The sequence below is a fragment of the Polynucleobacter sp. UK-Gri1-W3 genome (assembly GCF_018881595.1).
In the GTDB taxonomy this organism is placed as follows: Bacteria; Pseudomonadota; Gammaproteobacteria; order Burkholderiales; family Burkholderiaceae; genus Polynucleobacter.
In genome coordinates this window covers 100,061-117,148 of record NZ_JACVQA010000007.1, presented here as the reverse complement: position 1 = coordinate 117,148, position 17,088 = coordinate 100,061, and the positions used below count along the sequence as shown (strand labels likewise).

The 17,088-nt window shown below is 45.9% G+C and carries 19 protein-coding genes and 1 tRNA gene; 10 read left to right on the top strand and 10 right to left on the bottom strand.

Annotated elements, in window-relative coordinates:
• Window positions 1–7 precede the first annotated feature (7 nt).
• On the top strand, window positions 8–916 hold the full coding sequence (ybiB, locus tag ICN36_RS07790) for a DNA-binding protein YbiB (RefSeq protein WP_216227836.1): 909 nt from the start codon (window positions 8–10) through the stop codon (window positions 914–916).
• A gap of 3 nt (window positions 917–919) precedes the next feature.
• Window positions 920–1,429 carry an HPP family protein gene (locus ICN36_RS07785; protein ID WP_216227835.1) on the top strand — a complete coding sequence of 170 codons (510 nt, stop codon included), beginning with the start codon at window positions 920–922 and terminating at the stop codon, window positions 1,427–1,429.
• 6 nt (window positions 1,430–1,435) lie between these two features.
• Here ICN36_RS07785 and ICN36_RS07780 read toward each other — a convergent pair whose 3' ends face one another.
• On the bottom strand, window positions 1,436–1,960 hold the full coding sequence (locus ICN36_RS07780; protein ID WP_216227834.1) for an HPP family protein: 525 nt from the start codon (window positions 1,958–1,960) through the stop codon (window positions 1,436–1,438).
• Entirely contained in the window at window positions 1,957–2,994 is a 1,038-nt protein-coding gene (locus ICN36_RS07775) for an HPP family protein (protein WP_215360113.1), read from the bottom strand. The genes ICN36_RS07780 and ICN36_RS07775 overlap by 4 nt, the downstream gene beginning before the upstream one ends.
• A 215-nt stretch (window positions 2,995–3,209) precedes the next feature.
• On the opposite strand from ICN36_RS07775, the gene ICN36_RS07770 reads away from it, so the two are divergent.
• Together ICN36_RS07770 and ICN36_RS07765 are read left to right on the top strand one after the other, a co-directional pair.
• A complete protein-coding gene (locus ICN36_RS07770) occupies window positions 3,210–3,677 on the top strand; it encodes a nuclear transport factor 2 family protein (protein ID WP_216227833.1) in 468 nt (155 codons plus the stop codon).
• Window positions 3,667–4,260 (top strand): nitroreductase, encoded by a 594-nt coding sequence (locus ICN36_RS07765; RefSeq protein WP_216227832.1) that lies wholly within the window; start codon window positions 3,667–3,669, stop codon window positions 4,258–4,260. Before ICN36_RS07770 ends, ICN36_RS07765 begins: the two co-directional genes overlap by 11 nt.
• A 222-nt stretch (window positions 4,261–4,482) precedes the next feature.
• Here the strand turns inward: ICN36_RS07765 and ICN36_RS07760 are convergent.
• From ICN36_RS07760 to cysS, 6 genes are all read right to left on the bottom strand, one after another.
• A tRNA-Ser gene (locus ICN36_RS07760) sits at window positions 4,483–4,577 on the bottom strand.
• Between the two features lie 72 nt (window positions 4,578–4,649).
• The gene (locus tag ICN36_RS07755) at window positions 4,650–5,900 is read right to left on the bottom strand and encodes an aspartate kinase (protein ID WP_216227831.1); all 1,251 of its coding nucleotides are present in this window, start codon (window positions 5,898–5,900) and stop codon (window positions 4,650–4,652) included.
• Window positions 5,901–5,961: 61 nt separating this feature from the next.
• Window positions 5,962–7,272, bottom strand: coding sequence for a tRNA lysidine(34) synthetase TilS (gene tilS, locus ICN36_RS07750; protein WP_216227830.1), 1,311 nt, complete (start codon window positions 7,270–7,272; stop codon window positions 5,962–5,964).
• Window positions 7,238–8,209 (bottom strand): acetyl-CoA carboxylase carboxyltransferase subunit alpha, encoded by a 972-nt coding sequence (locus ICN36_RS07745; protein WP_216227829.1) that lies wholly within the window; start codon window positions 8,207–8,209, stop codon window positions 7,238–7,240. The genes tilS and ICN36_RS07745 overlap by 35 nt, the downstream gene beginning before the upstream one ends.
• Window positions 8,210–8,218: 9 nt before the next feature.
• The gene (locus tag ICN36_RS07740) at window positions 8,219–8,899 is read right to left on the bottom strand and encodes a DNA-3-methyladenine glycosylase (RefSeq protein ID WP_216227828.1); all 681 of its coding nucleotides are present in this window, start codon (window positions 8,897–8,899) and stop codon (window positions 8,219–8,221) included.
• Window positions 8,899–10,320, bottom strand: a complete 1,422-nt coding sequence (gene cysS, locus ICN36_RS07735) for a cysteine--tRNA ligase (protein WP_216227827.1) — start codon at window positions 10,318–10,320, stop codon at window positions 8,899–8,901. The genes ICN36_RS07740 and cysS overlap by 1 nt, the downstream gene beginning before the upstream one ends.
• A gap of 60 nt (window positions 10,321–10,380) precedes the next feature.
• Here cysS and ICN36_RS07730 point away from each other — a divergent pair, with 60 nt between their 5' ends.
• From ICN36_RS07730 to ICN36_RS07720, 3 genes are read left to right on the top strand one after another with little or no spacing between them, the layout of a single operon-like run.
• Window positions 10,381–11,322 (top strand): M48 family metallopeptidase, encoded by a 942-nt coding sequence (locus tag ICN36_RS07730; protein WP_216227826.1) that lies wholly within the window; start codon window positions 10,381–10,383, stop codon window positions 11,320–11,322.
• Entirely contained in the window at window positions 11,294–11,797 is a 504-nt protein-coding gene (locus ICN36_RS07725) for a peptidylprolyl isomerase (protein ID WP_216227825.1), read from the top strand. Before ICN36_RS07730 ends, ICN36_RS07725 begins: the two co-directional genes overlap by 29 nt.
• On the top strand, window positions 11,794–12,576 hold the full coding sequence (locus ICN36_RS07720; protein WP_216227824.1) for a UDP-2,3-diacylglucosamine diphosphatase: 783 nt from the start codon (window positions 11,794–11,796) through the stop codon (window positions 12,574–12,576). The genes ICN36_RS07725 and ICN36_RS07720 overlap by 4 nt, the downstream gene beginning before the upstream one ends.
• A 38-nt stretch (window positions 12,577–12,614) precedes the next feature.
• Here the strand turns inward: ICN36_RS07720 and ICN36_RS07715 are convergent, their stop codons facing one another.
• The gene (locus tag ICN36_RS07715) at window positions 12,615–13,403 is read right to left on the bottom strand and encodes an inositol monophosphatase family protein (RefSeq protein ID WP_216227823.1); all 789 of its coding nucleotides are present in this window, start codon (window positions 13,401–13,403) and stop codon (window positions 12,615–12,617) included.
• A gap of 153 nt (window positions 13,404–13,556) precedes the next feature.
• On the opposite strand from ICN36_RS07715, the gene ICN36_RS07710 reads away from it, so the two are divergent.
• Window positions 13,557–14,309: an RNA methyltransferase gene (locus tag ICN36_RS07710; protein ID WP_216227822.1), complete on the top strand. Its 753-nt coding sequence runs from the start codon at window positions 13,557–13,559 to the stop codon at window positions 14,307–14,309.
• A gap of 23 nt (window positions 14,310–14,332) precedes the next feature.
• Window positions 14,333–15,097, top strand: a complete 765-nt coding sequence (gene cysE / locus ICN36_RS07705) for a serine O-acetyltransferase (RefSeq protein WP_216227821.1) — start codon at window positions 14,333–14,335, stop codon at window positions 15,095–15,097.
• Between the two features lie 82 nt (window positions 15,098–15,179).
• Here the strand turns inward: cysE and ICN36_RS07700 are convergent, their stop codons facing one another.
• A complete protein-coding gene (locus ICN36_RS07700; RefSeq protein ID WP_216227820.1) occupies window positions 15,180–15,773 on the bottom strand; it encodes a peptidylprolyl isomerase in 594 nt (197 codons plus the stop codon).
• A 62-nt stretch (window positions 15,774–15,835) separates the two neighbouring features.
• Between ICN36_RS07700 and ICN36_RS07695 the strand changes: the two genes are divergently transcribed.
• On the top strand, window positions 15,836–17,068 hold the full coding sequence (locus tag ICN36_RS07695; RefSeq protein ID WP_216227819.1) for a cupin domain-containing protein: 1,233 nt from the start codon (window positions 15,836–15,838) through the stop codon (window positions 17,066–17,068).
• Window positions 17,069–17,088: the final 20 nt, after the last annotated feature.

Below are 17,088 nucleotides of genomic sequence, written 5' to 3'. Positions count from 1 at the left end.
TCCTTCAATGAGCATCAAATCATTCTTAAAAGTCATTGGCCGAGGCAGCAAAGGCGCCGGCGACCTTGATCGCAATCAGGCAAAAGAAGTCTTCACACAAATTCTAGATGGCAATGTCAGCGATCTAGAGCTGGGTGCATTTTGTATTGCTATGCGCATCAAGGGTGAGTCTGTCTCTGAGCTCATGGGCTTTATGGACGCCCTACAACCGCATCTGAATTTACTGAATCTTGGCACACGCCCCACCATAGTCTTACCAAGTTATAACGGGGCTAGAAAGCAAGCAAACTTAACGCCACTTCTTGCTGGCATGCTGTCTAGTTATGGTTTTACAGTGCTTGTTCAGGGGGTCGAAAAAGATCTAACTAGGGTAACGAGCCATGAAATTTTTAAGTCTCTTGGCTGGCCAATTCTCAAGTCCAAAGATGAATTTGGCGCCCTCCTGGCATTGAATCAACCGATCTTTTGCCCTCTTAATGTGATTTCCCCAGCCCTTCAAAAATTATTAGATATCAGAGAAAGAATTGGTCTGCGGAATACTGGTCATGTGCTGGCAAAACTGATTAATCCAACGCTTCAGAGCTCTTGGCAAGTTTCTAACTACACCCACCCAGAATATCCAGAAAAACTACGAGAATTTTTTCAACTTCGTTCAGCAAATGCAATTTTGATGAGGGGAAGCGAGGGTGAGCCAACCGCTTCTCTGCAGCGATTGCCAGAAATGCATTTTTTGCTTCCAAATGCGAATGAAATGACAACCCCCGAAGAGCGCTTTGAAGATCTCAGACTGTTTTTAGAGATTGACGCCATTTCAACGGCATCCGTTACCGAGCAAATTCTATCTGGGCAAGTCAAATGTCCGAGCTCAATTCTCAGGCAAGCCATTCAAATATCTACGATGGCTGGATTACACTAAGTCATGCTCAAAATAGTTGAACGTTTGGCATGGGTTTCGCTAGGCGCAATGGTTGCACTTGGATTGGCTTTAATTGTTACAAAACCACCGGCATCACCATTACTGCTTGCATCACTGGGTGGCTCTACGATATTTCTGTTTGGCTTGACTGGCGCTCCTGCAGCACAGCCAAGAGCTTTATTTGGCGGGCACCTCATCAGCGCACTTATTGGTATTGTCTGCTACCAGCTCTTTGATGATGCTTTATGGGTTTACTTGCTTGCTGAGGTAATTACTTTGGCGGTCTTGTTGCTTACACAAACTGTACATCCGCCAGCTGGTGCAAATCCACTTATCATGATCCAGGCGCACGCTGGCTTTGGCCATCTCGTAGCAGTAGTTTTGGTAGGGGTGACAATTCTTGCGGTTGTAGCAGCCATCTGGAGTCGCCTCACTCCCGGGAAAGCCCTGCTTTACCCAGTGAAGTGGAATGAACCTTCACCACAATCCAAGGATTGGAGTGTTTGGGGGTAGCACAGCTTAGCCTAACGAACGCTTTATTAAAGCCTTGTTTAAAAAACTCGCCAAGGTCAACACAAGAGAGTCGGCCAAAACAGGATGCAAGACAAAGTTATAGCTATTAGTTCCAGCCATTACTATAAAAATACTTAAGAAAACCGCTGGCGGATGCATACACCCCAGTAAATACATTCCAACTATTGTGCCAATGACGGCGAATGGAATGCCCACAGAAATCGATGGCATCAGATAAACACAAATGAAGGCTACGCAGGAAGCTAATAGATTTGCCTCTATTAAAGTTAAGGGCGAAAAGAATTTACTATTGGGAAATAGGAAAATGCATAAAGCGCTGACTCCAAAAACTGCCGTCACCATGTTCTCATCTTGAGTCATATCACCCCATAGAAGATTCAATAGGGCTATCGCAAAAATAGTTAGGCCAACACCAATCGATACTCGCAACCTATCAAACCAAGAGTATTGGTCCTGAGGTGGTGCAATTTGATGAAAGAAATTAATCAGTTTTCTGAAAATATTTTTCATCTGATATCAATGGATTGGTCAATAGCTTTTACAAAGTCAGACTGAGTAATCATTCCTACCAACTGCTTATTATCATTAATTACGGGGATATGGTGATGACCATCACCACAAAATATCTCAGCCAAGTCAAGCATATTTCGATCTTCACTAATTACCCTTACCGGCTTACTCATTACCTGTCCAACTGCATTTGGTAAGCTATTTAAGCCAGGAACAGCGGCTCGCATAAACCCCCTGATGCGTTGCCCAAAGCTTTGATGAAAATCAACCGCCGCACTTTTAATAAAGTCCTCTAAAGTAATGATCCCAAGCACCCTACGTGCGCCATCTATCACCGGTAACGCTTTAACATGACGATTGCGTAAAAGATTCCATGCCTGATCCAAAGGTGAATCCATGCCAACATATAAGACTTCAGTGGTCATAATATTTTTACACAGCATACCTTGCAACTTCTTTTGATATGCCCCATGCTCAACTTGAGAAATCAGATTGGCTAAATCATCCTTACTGATATCTAGTACTTGGTTATAGCTCTCCAAGACAGCGTTAATTTCTTGGTCCTCGATCTTACGATTTCGTTTTTGCAGTGGAGATGAATCCAAGACGGCCTTAGGGCGTTGCGGATATGGCCTGCCCGTTAGGGAGTTATAAATAACTGCGCACAAAACCAATAAAACAGCATTACCCAAGACCGGGAAAAGCACAAAATGAAAGTCTACCATTCCGCCCAAAGGAATCAAAAGGGCCAAAGCTGCAGCAGGCGCGTGTAAGCAACGCAAAGTAAACATTGCCAAAATTGCGAGCCCAACGGACAGGGGGATTAATAATGGCAATTCGTGAACAAACTGCGTACAAGCAACACCTATCAAAGCAGAAACGCAACTACCCCCTATAACCGCCCATGGTTGCGCCATTGGGCTTGAAGGCAAGACAAATAATAAAAATGCAGTGGCACCCATCGAGGCGACAATCCATGGTGATGCGTTTCCGTAACTTGCAAGCAATAAACCAAGACCCATTATTGCGAGCAAGCCCAGCACAACTCCTAAAGCCGATCTAAACCTCTCTAACCAAGAAACTGAGGTAGTTTCCGGAAGAAAAATGGTAATTAACTTTTTAAAAAAATGTCTCAAAAGCGATCTCATTAAAGGCTTATTTTGAATGCACCAAAAGTGGTACTAATTTTGCTATTGTATGCAAATCCCTGTTTATTCTTATTATTCCGAAAGATTAACCGCAAAATACTATGGAACAAAAACTACCCCTACCCCCTTTTACTAAAGAAACAGCAATTCAAAAAATTCGAATGGCTGAAGATGCTTGGAATACAAGAGATCCCGAGAAGGTTTCCCTGGTTTATACGGAAGATACTATTTGGCGAAATCGGGCTGAATTCCCTAAAGGCAGAGAACAAGTCAAAGAGTTTCTTCGCCGCAAATGGGCCAAGGAGCTTGACTACCGCCTGATTAAGGAATTATGGGCATTTACAGATAACCGCATTGCGGTTCGTTTTGCCTACGAATGTCATGATGACTTTGGTAACTGGTCGCGAAGCTTTGGTAATGAGAATTGGGAGTTCAATGAAAATGGTTTCATGATGAGACGTTTCGCTAGCATCAATGATTTACCCATTAAAGAATCTAACCGAAAGTTTTTTTGGCCCCTAGGAAGAAGGCCTGATGACCATCCAGGACTAAGTGATTTTGGCTTCTGATAATTTAGATTTACTCGGAGGCTTTGCTCATGCGCTGATCCATAGTCGCCAGCATGTTTCTCCTAAAAGACTGATTGCACCAGGCCCTAACCTACCCCAGAAATTAGAAATTTTGAATGCGGCTGGAGCCGCTCCCGACCATGGAAAGGTAACGCCTTGGCACTTTTATGAAGTCAGTCCCGAAAGTCGTAATTTATTAGGTGACTTATTTGCAGACGCACTCATAGCAAGAGACCCAAGCGCAACGCTAACTCAAATTGATGAAGCAAAGCAGAAAGCTTTTCGAGGCCCCTTGCTTTTATTGGCAACCGCTAAGCTGAACAATGAACTTGACAATATTCCCGAGCAAGAAAAACTCATCTCCGCAGGGTGTGCAATTCAAAATATTTTGCTAATGGCTAATGCTTTAGGATTTGGCTCAGGACTATCAAGCGGTAAGGCTCTTTACAGCCAAAAGATGAGGGAATTATTTTTATTTAAAGATAAAGAGGAGCCTCTGTGCTTCATCACTATCGGCACTATCTCGGTTCATAAGCCCAATAAGCATAGGCCTGATGCAAATTCTTACAGTTCAGTTTTCTAGCTGAATCTATTGAACTTTTTTAGCTTCTCAACAATTAATTAACCATGCCATCAAGGTGTGCTGAGTAATCGTTAGCTCAAATTGCATTAGTCACACATCCGGAATCAAATATTGCTTGAGTGGTAAGCGTACTGGTAAGCGGGAGTAATAAAGAAAAAGCCCCGGTTATGAGGCTAAGTCATTGATGCATATAGTGAAAAACAGAAAAAATGCCAAAAGTACTGGCGGAGACGAGAGGATTCGAACCTCCGATCAGAGTTTTAGCCCCGATGCTCCCTTAGCAGGGGAGTGCCTTCGACCAGCTCGGCCACGTCTCCGTACTTCTTACTAATACAACGCCTCACAGTTTAACGGATAACCGCTTCTGAGGGGTTAATTGCGCTTTTGGCTTACCTCTGGTCCAGCTCAAATGCCTTGTGCAAGGCGCGTACAGCCAATTCCATGTATTTCTCATCAATGACTACTGAGATCTTGATTTCACTGGTGGAGATCATCAGGATATTGATACCCTCTTCCGACAAGGTACGGAACATCTTGCTAGCGATACCAACATGTGAACGCATGCCTACGCCTACTACTGAAACTTTAGAAACCTTTGGATCACCAGAGATTTCTTTTGCTTCAATGTGCGCTTGAACAGTGTTCTTCAGAATATCCAAGGCCTTTTGGTAGTCGGCGCGTGGAACTGTAAATGTAAAGTCTGTCTTACCCTCAACAGATTGGTTCTGAATAATGATGTCTACATCAATGTTGGCATCCGCAATCGGGCCAAGGATTTGATATGCGATACCTGGACGATCAGGAACTCCAAGAACGGTAATCTTTGCTTCATCACGCGCAAAGGCGATGCCGGAAATAACTGCGGCTTCCATAGTGCTGTCCTCTTCAAATGTAATCAAGGTGCCCGACTTCATCTCTTGGTCTAAAGGCATCAATGGGTCTGTCAAAGAAGACAGAACCCGGGTTTTAACTTTGTACTTACCTGCAAATTCAACTGAACGAATCTGTAATACCTTTGAACCTAAGCTTGCCATTTCTAACATCTCTTCAAAAGTAATCTTATCTAAGCGATGCGCATCTTCACAGACTCGTGGGTCAGTTGTATATACGCCATCAACGTCTGTATAGATTAAGCATTCATCCGCCTTTAAAGCCGCTGCCATCGCTACTGCTGAAGTATCAGAACCACCGCGACCTAAGGTAGTGATGTTGCCGTTAGGATCTACACCCTGGAATCCAGTAACTACTACAGCACGACCTGCATTGAGGTCAGCCAGGATTTTTTTGTCATCGATACTCTTAATACGAGCTTTGGTGAATGCTGAATCAGTATGCACAGTTACCTGCCAACCAGCGTAACTCACTGCATCAATACCTTCGCGCATTAATGCCAGCGCCAGCAAGCCTGAGCTAACTTGCTCACCAGTCGATGCAATTTGATCTAACTCGCGGGGATGTGCATCAGGATTGATTTCTTTTGCAAGACCAAGCAAGCGATTGGTTTCACCTGACATGGCCGAGGGTACAACCACCACTTGGTGGCCTGCACGCATCCATTTGGCAACGCGCTTGGCAACATTGGCAATGCGCTCAGTCGAGCCCATTGAGGTGCCGCCATACTTGTGAACGATAAGAGCCATAAAAACCGTCTATTTAACTATCTATAACAAGGAAATGATTCCCTGGAGGTCTAAAAAGGGCTTATTTTACAGGGTTTTGCACCCATTCCGGGATCACGCGCCTGCCGGTGGATATCAGGTGCGGATAACTCAACCCAATTCCGGCTACAGCGATCAATTCATCATTGACGTAGAGCAAAGGTGCTTGACGCTCCCAGGGCGGCACATCAGCCTCCTGGTACAGGTTTTTGAGGGTTTTACGGGGGGTCCTGGGCTTAATCTGAACCTTCTCGGAGCCTATGCGTTCTCTGAGGGTGACTTGATTGTTCTCTTGCGCTGTTTTTAACCAATCCGCCGGGAGACCCAATTGCTTGGAGTTTGCAGGTAACGTTTTGAGAACCCAGCGCCCTTCATCTAAGTTGGCAACTTGCAACATGCCACGCCATAAGTAAATTTTTCTCTCGTCATGCAGCCACTCCAGTTTTGCATCTGTCTTGACTTTTGCAAGGTCACGCCACCAAGCTTGTAAACGCTCTTGAGATGGCATCGCCAACTGTTGCGTTTGTAACCAGTAACGCAATACATTGTTAGCCGCTGGTAGATCGTCTTTAGCCAATGCCAGCAAAGGAATTACTTTTAACTGATCATTACTAAGAATGCTTTTTCCATCCTGTTGTGCCAAGCGATTCAGTAAGGTTTGCGCTTCTCCAAGTAACTGTGAACTGCGCGCCATATTGACCAATGCCTCTGGCTGAATTTTTTCTAGTGCCGGAATAATTCTTTTGCGAACTGCATTGCGACGGTATTTAATATCTTGATTGCTAGGGTCTTCAATCCATTTGAGCTTATGTTCTTTTGCATAAGCCTCAAGCTCTTGTCTGCTTTGATTTAAGAGTGGCCGCCAAAGCGTGATACTTGATTTGGTGGAGACCTCCCTGCTTGTAGGCATACCTGATAAGCCCGCTACGCCAGAACCCCGCAGGAGTTGGAGAAGAACTGTTTCAGCCTGATCATTTTGGTGATGCGCTAAGAGCAAATCCTCAATGCCATATTCTTCACAAAGATCTGTGAGAGCCTCATAACGGCCTGCTCTTGCTCTGGCCTCGATATTGCCTTGCGCTTCTTCGGTATTGAGATGAAGAAGCCTGAAGTCAAAATGAATCTTGTATTTTTTAGCGAGCTTTTCGCAAAAGATCAACCATTCATCAGCAGGCTTTTGTAAGCCATGATGAATATGAAAGGCATAAATTTGATTTTTGTTTTGTATTGTTGCTTTAGCTTGCGCCTTACAAACCGTGTCGAGCAACACAACCGAATCGAGGCCGCCACTTAAGGCAACCGCAATTCGTTTTCCTAAATTAGGACTTTGCAGTGATTTCCTTGAACTTGCCATAACTCATCAAGCGCTCATGACGGCGCTCAAGCAATACATCTACTTTCATGCCATCAAAAGTTTTTAAAGACTCAGTAAGTGCCTTACGCATATTGCTCATCATATTGTCGTAATCACGATGTGCGCCACCAATAGGCTCGGCAACAATCTTGTCAATCAGACCTAAAGTCTTTAGACGTTGCGCCGTTAAGCCTAGCTGCTCGGCAGCCTCTGGAGCCTTATCAGCCGTCTTCCACAGAATGGAAGCGCAACCTTCAGGCGAGATTACTGAGTAAGTAGAGTTTTGAAGCATCAGAACGACGTCACCCATAGCAATTGCTAAAGCACCGCCGGAACCGCCCTCACCAATAATTGTGGCGATGATTGGAACTTCAAGTTCTGCTTGCACAAATAAGTTACGGCCAATCGCTTCAGACTGATTGCGCTCTTCTGCATCAATACCAGGGAATGCACCCGGAGTATCAACAAAGGTAAATACCGGAATACCAAATTTTTCTGCAAGGCGCATTAGGCGCATTGCCTTGCGATAACCCTCAGGTCGACTCATGCCGAAGTTTCGCAGAGCACGCTCTTTAGTATCGCGGCCTTTTTGATGGCCGATCACCATACAAGGTTGATTCTCAAAACGGGCTAAGCCACCGATGATCGATTGATCATCCGCAAAAGTACGATCGCCATGCAGTTCATGAAAGTCAGTAAATAAAGCGCCAACATAATCTAGCGTGTAAGGACGCTGCGGATGACGCGCTACTTGAGATACTTGCCAAGGCGTCAGATTAGCGTAAACGTCTTTGGTAAGTTGCTGACTTTTTTCAGCAAGCGTTTTGATCTCATCGGAGATGTCTACCGATGACTCATCTTGCACAAAACGCAGCTCTTCAATCTTTGACTCTAATTCAGCGATTTGTTGCTCAAAATCCAGGAAAGTCGTTTTCATGATCTGATTTTAATATTCAACTGGGTTTGGGTCGATACTTCTCCACATATACCAGGTGGCAACCGTACGCCACGGTGCCCAATTGGCAGCTACTTCACGGGCCTCATGGCGGCTGACAGGCTCTCCACTGAAGTAATTAAGGGAAATGGCCTTAATGAGACCAACATCGTCTAAAGGCAGAATATTCGGGCGGATCATATTGAAGATCAGGAACATTTCGGCAGTCCAGCGACCAATCCCCCGAATTGAGCTTAATTCCTTGATCACGCTCTCATCATCCATATCTTTCCACTGATTGGCATGTAGTCGACCAGAATCAAAGTGATCGGCTAAATCTCGGATGTACTCAACCTTGCGTCCAGACAAACCAGCAGCGCGTAACTCCTCTACAGAGAGCGCTAGGATATTTTTGGGAGTAACTTTCTTTTTACTGGCGGCAACCACTTTATTCCACACTGATTGCGCCGCAGCTACTGAAATCTGCTGCCCAACTATTGATCTTGCCAAAGTATTAAATGAATCACCGCGTGTCACTAAAAATCCGGATCCAATTTTAGGAATCAGTTTTTTCAGAATACGATCATGCTTCATCAACTCTTTACAGGCTTGCTCCCAATAATCAGGCGCAACTTCTTGCAAAATAGATTCCGTTTTCTCTACTTTTTCCATTTTGTCTTTAACTGCAGTCATTAAGCTCTACGCCATTCTGTTAAGCCACCGGGTTTGTCTTCGAGAACAATTCCCTGCTCTAGCAATGTTTTTCGGATCAAGTCTGCCTTTGCGAAATCTTTTGCTTGTTTAGCAGCAACTCGGGCCGCAATGTGTTCTTCAATTTGCGCAGAACTTAAGCCATCCTGATCTTTAGTGCCTGCTTGCAAAAACGCAGTTGGATCACGTTGCAAGAAATTCAAGGGCGCGCCTAGGGCCTTCAATGTATTTGCGAGCAACTGCTTTTCATCGCCTTGTGCACGATTCACTTCACTTGCCAGGTCGAAAAGAACTGCAATCGCTTCTGGCGTATTGAAGTCATCATTCATGGCATCAGCAAAGCGCTTTGCCCATGGATTGTTTTGATCTAAAGACATTGCTTGGTCTTGATGCGCTTGCGCCAAGGCTGTATATAGGCGAGCCAACCCAGAACGCGCCTCTTCAAGTTGTGCATCGCTGTAATTAATTGGGCTGCGGTAATGGGCCTTCAACATAAAAAAGCGCAGTACTTCAGGATCAAAACTCTTTAAGACGTCACGTATTAAAAAGAAGTTGCCCAGAGATTTGGACATCTTTTCTTCATTTACACGGATGTGTCCGTTATGCATCCAGTAATTCACAAAGGGGGCATCGTCTTCTTTGCGGTCTTTGCCATACAAGGCACCTTCGCTTTGGGCAATTTCATTTTCATGGTGCGGGAACTGTAAGTCTGCGCCACCACCATGAATATCAAAGTGTTCACCCAATAAATCACATGACATTGCCGAACATTCAATATGCCAACCAGGACGGCCCTCGCCCCACGGTGATTTCCAGCGCGTATCTGCTGGCTCTTCAGCCTTTGCGCTTTTCCATAAAACAAAATCAAGTGGATCACGCTTGCCATCGCCTACTGCAACCCGCTCGCCAGCATTTAATTCATCTAAGGTCTTGCCTGATAATTGACCATAGCGTGGCAATAAGCGCACAGCAAAATTTACATCGCCATCATTTGCCTGGTATGCCAATTCGTTTTCAATCAGCTTGCCAATCATGCCCTGCATCTGTGCGATGTAATCCGTGGCGCGGGGTTCTTGATCGGGGTGCATTAGGCCCAACTCATCAGAGTCAGCATGCATAGCGTCAATAAAGCGATTTGTTAACGCAGAAATTGGCTCGCCGTTCTCAATAGCCCTTTTGATGATCTTGTCATCAATATCGGTGATATTGCGGACGTACACCACTTCATAGCCGCTAGCCCTGAGCCAACGAACCACCATATCAAAGACAATCATGACCCTGGCGTGGCCAATGTGGCAAAAGTCATAAACCGTCATACCACAGACGTACATCTTCACCTTGCCCGGGACTATGGGCTTAAAGACCTGTTTTGAACGACTAAGGGTGTTATAGATTTGCAGCATAGGGCTATAAAGGTGGGGCAAGTAGCGCCAATTTGTTAGACTGAGCGCTGAGTATATCGAATGAGCCCGTTTCACACCCCTGCACCTATGCCCTACAACGCCCCAGCGCCACGTCCTACCCTCAATAAGGTCTTTACCCTAGCTTTTGCCACTTCGGCAATCCTGGCACTCTTATCAGGCTGCAGCACCCCTGCCCAGCAGCGTGCTGACGCAGAAATTGCGGCAATGAACGCTAAAGGAGTGGGCACCTCACAGACCGCAGCTCAACCTTATTTAGGTGGCTATAGCCCCATTGATACGCCAAGATTATCGGCAGATATTGGATATGACCCCTTAAATCCTGAGTTATCTGAGACTGTTGGCGTTCCATTTTTATCTTTCTTGATCATTGAGCCAGACCCCATTACTAAAAATGCTGTCCCCTCCGATGTAGAGAAACTCATCAAGGCACGCAAATATCAAGATGCAGTCACTCAAATTAATGTGGATCTCAAAAAGACTCCACGCAATGTGCAGTTACGTTTTGTAAAGGCACGCTTGCAAATTGAGATGCGCCAGTTTGATCAAGCTAAAAAAACTTTGATTGAGATTACTCAGCAGTTTCCAGAATTGCCTGAGCCTTATAATAATCTTGCTGCGATTGCCGCTAACCAAGGGCAATGGATTGAAGCGCGAGATTATTTGGAGCTGGCATTAAAACTGCGCCCTAGTTATGCAATTGCATCTGCCAATTTAGGTGAGATCTATATTCGTCTTGGCGCCCAAGCCTATGAGGATGCCGCCAAAAATGCACTGTTAAATCAACGACAGTATGCCAACCGCGCTAAGGCACTTTTAGATGTCCTAAAACCTCCGGCGAAACGACCCGTAAGTCGCACCCCCAATCCCGCATTCAACCCTGCAGTAAATCCAAGTCCGGATTCACTGCCAAGTAACAACCCATCCACTAACCTTCCAGAAAGTAGATCTAATAATGGCGAAAGTACTCCTAAAAACCAATAAGGGTGACATCACCCTGACTCTTGATGCAGCTAAGGCACCTAAAAGTGTTGCTAATTTTTTACAGTATGTAAAAAGCGGTCATTACGATGGCACGATTTTCCATCGCGTCATTGATAACTTCATGATTCAAGGTGGCGGCATGACTGCTGGCATGAAGCAAAAGCCAACTGGCGCAGAAATTGAAAACGAAGCGAATAATGGCCTCAAGAATGATCGCTACACCGTAGCTATGGCTCGCACAAGTGATCCACATTCTGCTACTGCTCAATTCTTTATCAATGCCAATGACAATGATTTCCTGAACCACACCGCTCCTAATGCTCAAGGCTGGGGTTATGCTGTATTTGGCAAAGTCACAGACGGCATGGATGTGGTCGACACCATTCGCAAGGTAAAGACTGGTAGCTCTGGTTTTCATCAAGACGTTCCATCAGAAGATGTTGTCATCGATAAGGCAACTGTTCTCGAGGAATGATTCCGCAATACGCGAGCGCACTGCTCATATCGGATCTACACCTGACGCCGTCAATGCCCTTGACGGCGCAACGTTTTTTTGACTTCTGTGAAAAAGAAGCTCCAAAAGTCGAGGCGGTGTTTATTCTGGGTGACTTGTTTGAATACTGGGTGGGTGATGATGCAGCGGCATCCTCCCCCTTCCAGCAAGAAGTTCAACGCACAATCGCCAATCTTTCTACCAAAGTAAAAACTTACTACTTACACGGTAACCGGGATTTTTTAATCGGTAAAAGTTTTATTAAGAAAACGGGTATGACGCTCTTGTCAGACCCAAGCACAGTTGAGATTGCTTCGCAAAGTTGGGTACTCGCGCATGGTGATGCTTTATGTACTGCCGATATCGGCTACCAAGCATTTCGTCACTGGGTCAGAAAGCCCTGGATACAAAAAATATTCTTAGGTTTGCCGCTCAATTGGCGCAAAGCAATCGCGCAACATCTACGAAGCAATAGCCATAGTCAATACCAAGCACAGCAACGTCCTAGATCACATCAAGTCAAAATGGATGTGACGCAACAAGCATGTGCCTCTGTAATAAAAGATCAATCTGGAAACAGATTAATTCATGGGCACACCCACTTGCCTGCCCATCATGAAGAATCTTTAGGCGCTCAAAATTGGCAGCGCTGGGTTTTATCGGATTGGGACCTTGATCACCCCGAGAGCCTGCCCCCTAGGGCAAGCGCTTTGCTTATCGATAGTGCTGGAGCGCGCTATCTCGACCTGATTAAGAGCTAAGTTCTACTCTCTACTCACCACCCAGATCGAGTGATCCATTAAGTAACCGAGTATTTAGAAAGCGATTGCACCATCTGCGCAAAGATGCGTGGGTTTGCTGCCATCACTTCACCACTTTTCAGAAAGCCCTCTTCTCCGCGATAGTTGCCTATCAATCCACCTGCCTCAGTAATGAGTAAAGCGCCTGCTGCCATATCCCATGGCTTGAGATCACTCTCAAAGAAACCATCGTAGCGACCAGCGGCAACGTAGGCCAAATCTAATGAAGCTGCACCTGGGCGACGTAAGCCCGCACATTGACGTGACATCTCAGCAAAAATCTTTAAATATTTTTCCAAGTCTTGGTCTTCGCGATATGGAAAGCCGGTGCCGAGTAAAGAATTTGCCAGACGATCTTGCGCAGCAACACGTAAACGCCGACGATCCAAGTAAGCTCCAGCACCACGTGTCGCGGTGAATAATTCATCGCGGGTTGGGTCATAAACTACGGCTTGTTGAGTTACGCCATTTACTGCAAGCGCAATTGATACTGCGTATTGCGGAAAACCATGAATGAAATTGGTTGTGCCATCAAGAGGATCAATGATCCAAACATTTTCTGCATCGGCATTACGCTCGCCTGTTTCTTCAGCCAAAAATCCATGAGTTGGATAGGCTTCGCTGAGCGTTTCAATGATGGCCGCTTCAGCGGCTTTGTCCACCTCGGTTACAAAGTCGTTATGTTGTTTACGGTCAACCTGCAAGCGCTCCAAATTCAAGGAAGCACGATTGATGACTGTTCCAGCGCGACGGGCGGCCTTTACGGCCACATTTAACATGGGATGCATAGTATTGATGGACAAATTAAATAAGAACAAGCTCCTTGTAATGCCTACAACTTGGGTAAATTGCACGACAATACGAAGCTAACAAATTGATTCTAAACGATTAGCTTCCATAACACCCCATTGACCGCCCTAAAACCACACTAAAGCGCATTAATGAATATTGATATAGCCAAATTACTTCGCTGGGTTTTGGTCGAGACCAGTCATCCAGGAAACGTAGGCTCAGCTGCTCGCGCCCTCAAAACTATGGGCTTTAGCGATCTACGCCTCATTAATCCCAAGATCAAGGGCGTGGCCGCAAGTGCTGAAGCGATAGCACTGGCTAGCGGTGCTGCAGATGTCCTAGAGAGCTCCTTAGAAAGCAATTCTTTAGCGTCTGCGGTAGAGGGATGCTCGCTTGTTTTGGGGCTTACTAGCCGTGATCGGGAGTTTGGACCCCCTGCTCTGGACTGGGAGACTGCCCGCGCATTAATATCAGATGCAACTTTGAGCGGTAGAAAGGTTGCTCTTCTCTTTGGCCCAGAGAGAACGGGTCTAGATAACGATCATTTAGTCTTGTGTACTCACAGAGTCTGGCTGGATGCCAATCCCGCCTACCCCTCCCTAAACCTCGCCCAAGCATTGATGGTGTGTGCCTATACCCTCAGAGAGACATTGCTTCGAAATGCTGGAGAACCTCACTCTTTAGCAAATCGTGAAGAAATGGCTGACTTTGCCGATCCCGCTGCTGTTGCCGCCATGCTGGAGCATTGGCGCGAGGGTCTAGAGGCAATTGGCTATTTAGACCCAGCCAACCCTAAGAAGCTCATGCCCCGTATACAGGCTCTTTTTGCCCGCAGTCGCCTACATAAAAAAGAGATTGACCTACTACGCGGAATTGCAAAACAGATGCTCCTGAGAAAATAAGCGCATCCCGTTAAAATCAAGCCATGTCTAATCCCTTTTTCGACCAAGTCGACTCCATCATTGCCAGAGACCCAGCTGCACGTAATCGTCTCGAGGTCATCACTTGCTACCAAGGTTTGCATGCAGTTTGGTTTCATCGCCTCTCCCATTTTTTATGGAATGTAGGTCTGAAATGGATTGCACGGGTACTCTCCATGCTTGCACGCATTCTGACGGGTATAGAAATTCATCCTGGCGCAAAGATTGGTCGTAGAGTATTTCTAGATCATGGGCTTGGTATTGTGATTGGTGAGACTACTGAAATTGGCGATGACTGCACTATTTACCAAGGTGTAACCTTAGGCGGTACTTCTCTTTATAAAGGCGTTAAACGTCACCCGACCTTGGGCAAAGGAGTCGTAGTTAGCGCTGGCGCAAAAGTACTTGGCGGGTTTACTGTTGGCGATGGCGCGCGCGTTGGTTCTAATGCTGTTGTTCTAAAAGAGATTCCTGCTGGCGCTACTGCCGTTGGAATTCCTGCGCGAATCTTGCATCCAGACTTGCCGCAAAGTCCCGATAGCAAAACAAAAGAATACTTTTCTGCCTACGGCGTTACACCCAATGTAGATGATCCCGTATCAATGGCCCTTAAGGGTTTAATCGATGCAACGATCGAGCAAGAAGCCAAAATTGCAGCGCTTGAGAAAGCCCTTGCCAAGTTAAGCAACGCCCCTGGAAGCGCTGATGCTGCTGGCTCAAGCGATACTAAGCGTGATCTTGATGCGATTAAAGAATGGCTGAAAGAGTAGGACTTTAGGAGCGGCGCGAAAAAAATGATGTAAACAAAAAAGGAATAGCGCGCTATTCCTTTTTTTCTAGCGGCGTTTTGAATTAATGCAATGTGCGCGGACTAGCATTATCTCCAACTGATGCCCCGCCTGGAAAATCTTCATCATCATCGTCATTTGGCATACCGAATGAAAAACTCTCGCCGCCCTCTGGGTGACGATTTTCAATCTCATCATCGGTAGCAACGCGAACATCTTCGACCTGAACCCAAAAACGCAAAGCCATTCCGGCCAAAGGATGATTGCCATCGAGCACCACTTGATTATCGGCAACATCGGTCACGGTGTAGATTAAGGGCTCATCATCAGTATCTGCATCCTCGGCACTGGCGCCTTCTTCGGTATCGGGTATACCTTCAAACTGCATACCCACTTCCAGAGGCTCAGGAAAACGCGTGCGTGGCTCAATCTTCAATAGCTCAGGATCGTACTCACCAAACGCCTCATTTGGCTCGAGCTGAATCGTAGCCTCATAGCCAATATCTTGGCCATCTAGCAATGTCTCAATTTTAGGAAAAGTACCTTCATAGCCACCGTGCAGGTATACCATCGGAGAATCTGGTTCTTCAATGACATTATTTTGCGCATCGGTTAGCTTATAGCGAAGGGATACGATAGTATTTTTTTCAATCTTCATGCGGAATTTGTCGAACATTCGTTTTTAACCAGTTTTTTAAAAAGCTTTTTACCTTTTACTTTATGACCTCATTTTACTTGAGCAAACCCTACGAACCACCCCAGGCTCCTGCAAAGCTTCCTTTAGCAGAGCCCTGGGCCTTATTTGGGGGCATTAGCCCAAATCAGTTCATGGCACGCCACTGGCATAAGAAGCCCTTACTCATCCGAGGAGCAATTCCGGCATTCGCCCTCTCAGCCCAGTCCGGCCAATCGCTTGATAGCCCTATTCCCGGCCAAGAATTGCTTAAATTTGCCCAGCAAGATGTGGTGGAATCGCGCCTGGTGAAATCTAAGCCCTGGAGCTTTAGTAGCGGACCATTTGCCAAAAAAGCAATTCCCTCAGTTGATAAACCCAATTGGACTTTGTTGCTCCAGGGCATGGAAGCACATCACCCTGCTGCGGCCAAAATCCTCTCTTGGTTTCGCTTTATTCCCGATGCTCGCCTGGATGATTTGATGGTGAGTATTGCTGGCATTGGTGGCGGCGTTGGCCCACACTTTGATTCATATGACGTCTTCCTAATTCAAATGTCCGGTAGAAGACAATGGCGAATTTCACAGCAAAAAGATTTAAGCCTCAACCCAAATCTGCCACTAAAAATTCTAAAAAACTTTAAGCCTGAGCAAGAATGGACTTTAGAGCCAGGCGATATGCTGTATTTACCACCACACGTAGCCCACGATGGAATCGCCTTGGATGCAGGCTGTCAAACATGGTCTGTAGGATTTCGTTCACCCAGCTTTAAGGAATTGCTGCAAGAAGGTTTGTGGCGCTTAGCAGAATCCTTAGAAGACATCCCTGCACTAGAAGCTAAGTTTGCAGATCCCAAACAAAGCGCCACTCTGTTTGCCGAGCAATTACCTGATGAGCTCATCAAGCAGCTTGGCTCGAAACTCAAGGAATTGAAACTGAATCAAATTGATGGATTTCTACCCGGAATTACCGCCTACCTTTCAGAGCCTAAACAACAAGCCTTTTTTGACGGTCCAGAAGAGCCCCTTAGCCCAGCAGAGTTTCTAAAGAAATTGGGTTCCATGAGCCTGGTGCCACAACCCCAAACACGTATTCTGGCGCTTGGAAGACAGGTTTATTGCAACGGAGAGACTATGACCCAGGGACAAGCTCCAGACATTATTTCGGCCTGGCAGGCTCTCTCCGCCCAGAAGAGACTGAAGACCAATGGACTCAAACACCTTGGTAAATCCAGCCTTTATGAGGCCTATTTGGCTGGATGGCTAGTTTTTCAGACCTGAATTCTCAGATGGATATAATA